The sequence below is a fragment of the Gordonibacter pamelaeae 7-10-1-b genome, assembly GCF_000210055.1.
Lineage (GTDB): Bacteria > Actinomycetota > Coriobacteriia > Coriobacteriales > Eggerthellaceae > Gordonibacter > Gordonibacter pamelaeae.
Map to the genome: position 1 here is coordinate 2,809,693 of NC_021021.1, position 2,893 is coordinate 2,812,585.

Genomic DNA, 2,893 nt, shown 5'->3' on the forward strand with positions numbered 1-2,893 from the left:
GAGGGCCGCGACGCCCGCCGCCAGCAGAAGCTCAACGCGAAGGCCGCGAAAGCCCGAAAGCGCCGCGAGCGCGCCGCGGAGAAGGCGGGAAAGAAGAAGGGCATGAAGCGCCTTCTGCCGACCGAGGACTACCCTGGCACCCTCGTCCTGCGCGCGGACAAGTGCACGCAGGACGCGCTCGGCTATGAGCTCCTGTGCGAGGACGGCACCGTCAAGCTCCAGCAGGGCGTCTACAGCCGCGTCGTGGAGTTCCAGGACGCCAGCTTCCAGGCGGCGCGCGAGTCCGAGCAGCGCGAGATCTACGAGAACTGGTCCGAACTTCTCAACACGTTCGACAACACCGTGCACCTCCAGGTCAAGATCCTGTGCCGCGTCATCGACCGAGACGCGTTCCGCGAGGACACCTTCCTGCCGCCCGTCGAGGGCGACTACGCCGGCAACCGCTTCCGCCGCGACATCAACCAGATCATCGAGAGCAAGGTCGCCGAGACGCAGCAGAACGTCGAGAGGCGCCGGCTGTTCATCGTGACCGTCGAGGCGCCGACCCGCGAGCAGGCGTCCCCGCTGCTCGCCCGCGCGACCGAGCAGGTCATGCGCTCGCTCAAGAACATGGGGGTCAACTCGGAGGAGGTCCGCGGAAACGAGCTTCTGCGCATCATCGACTCGATCACCAACCCGCGCGACCCGCGCGGCTTCGTCTCGTTCGAGGACCTGAAGGTCACCGACGAGCACGGCGTGAGCGCCATCCAGCTCGGCTACACCACCAAGGACCTCGTCGCGCCCGCCGACCTCACCAAGATCGACGACACCCATATCTCATGGAACGGCGTCACGGGCCAGGCGCTCTACCTCCAGAAATGGGCGGGCTCGGTGCGCTCCGACATGATCTCGAGCCTGGCGGAGCTGCCCATCAACCAGGTGATCACGCTCGACATGACGAGCTGGGAGCAGTCGCGCGCCATCGAGACCATCGAGTCGATGAACACCGATCTCAAGGTGCAGAAGTCCGACTACGTGCTCAAGCACTCCCAGACCATGTACATCACCGACGAGATGCTGCCGACCAACCTCCAGGACGCCATGGAGAACGCCCGCGACCTGCGCGACGACCTCGTGAGCCGCGACCAGAAGATGTGGTCGCTCACCTGCACCACCATGACCTGGGCGGACTCGCTCGAGGACTGCGACGAGAACTCCGGGGCCATCCAGGACGTGTTCCGCCGATTCACCTGCCGCGCAGTGCCCCTCGTGAAGCTCCAGCGACAGGGTTTCGCCGCGATGCTGCCCACGGGCCGCTGCGACATCCCCTACGTACGCAACCTCACGACCGCCCCGCTCGCGGCGCTCGTGCCGTTCACGTCGGTCGAGCTCATGGAGCGCGGCGGCATGTGGATGGGCCAGAACCAGACGTCCAAGAACTTCATCTTCTACAACCGCCGCGACGCCGTCGCGCCCAACGGCTTCATCCTGGGCAAGCCGGGCCGCGGCAAGTCGGTGACGGCCAAGAACACGATCCTGTGGACGCTTCTCACCGACCCCACCGCCGAGGTCATCGTGCTCGACCCCGAGCGCGAGTACATCAACGTCGCGCGCGAGATGGACGGCGAGGTCGTCCAGATCTCCGGAGACTCGCATACCTATATCAACCCGTTCGATCTCGAGCTCGTGGAGGGCGAACAGCCGCTCGCGATGAAGGTCGACGCCATCATGTCGATGGTCGAGATGATGGCCAAGAACCTCTCGCCGATGCAGAAGACCCTCGTGGACCGCTGCGTCTCGCGCATCTACGACCGCTACTTCGCCACCCACGACCAGCGCGACATCCCCACGCTGATCGACTTCTACAACATGCTCAACCAGCAGCCCGAGCCCGAGGGACGCATGCTCGCCGTCACCATCGAGCGCTACGTCACCGGCCAGGCCTCGCTGTTCAACCACCCGACCAACGTGAACACGCACAAGCGCTTCGTCGTCTACGACATCCGCGACTGCGCCGACAACATGAAGGGCCTGGCGCTGCTGATCCTGCTCGACCAGACGTGGAACCGCATCGTGCGCAACCGCGAGCGCCACGTCCGCACCTGGGTGTTCATCGACGAGATGCAGCTGCTCTTCGAGAACGACTACGCGATCTCGTACTTCGACCAGCTCTGGACCCGCTCGCGCAAGTACGGCGCCATCCCGACCGGCATCACGCAGAACATCGAGCGCATCATCAACAACGAGAAGAGCCGCCTGATGCTGGCTAACTCCGACTTCCTGGTGCTGCTCGGCCAGTCCGCATCGGACGCCGCGGCGCTGGGCGAGGTCATCAAGCTCTCCGAGCGCCAGGTCGCGATGATGCGCAACGCCGGGCCCGGAGAGGGCCTGCTGGTCGCCGGCGGCAAGATCATCCCGTTCGAGAACCGCATCCCGACGGACTCGGCCATCTACCGCATGGTCACCACCAAGCTCGACGACCTGATCCAGTACTCCAACGAGGACGGGCGCGGCGACGGCGCCCGCCGCGGGTAGCGCGACCCGAGCCATGGCAGACGAGAAGCCCACCGTCACCGACAAGGCGAGCCCGCTAGAGATGGAGAAGGTCAAGCACTCCTCCCTCGAGTATGCCGTGCAGCACGACGGCCCCGCATACAGGCAGCGGGCCGTCGCGCCCTACAAGGAATCGGCCCTCCCCGAGCTCACGCGCGGGGAGGCCGCAAGGTCCGTGTTCAAGGACCGCGTCAGCGAGTCCGTCGGCAACGCCCTCGGCGCGGCGAAGGGAGCCGCCGAGGGCGCGGCGAAAGGCGCAGCCAAAGGGGCCGCGAAGGGCGTCCTGCACAGCCCCCGCGCGGCGCTGGAGATGAGCGCGGCCATCGGCCTTTCCGACGGCAACGCCCAGATCGCCGACGAG

Annotated in this window: 2 protein-coding genes; both read left to right on the forward strand. The window is 66.2% G+C overall.

Annotation, left to right across the window (positions count from 1 at the left end):
* Positions 1-2,514, forward strand: a 2,514-nt coding sequence (locus GPA_RS13005; protein ID WP_041239624.1) for a VirB4-like conjugal transfer ATPase, CD1110 family, incomplete at its 5' end; no start/stop codon positions are given.
* Between the two features lie 13 nt (positions 2,515-2,527).
* Positions 2,528-2,893, forward strand: a 366-nt coding sequence (locus tag GPA_RS19370) for a hypothetical protein (protein WP_041239625.1), incomplete at its 3' end; no start/stop codon positions are given.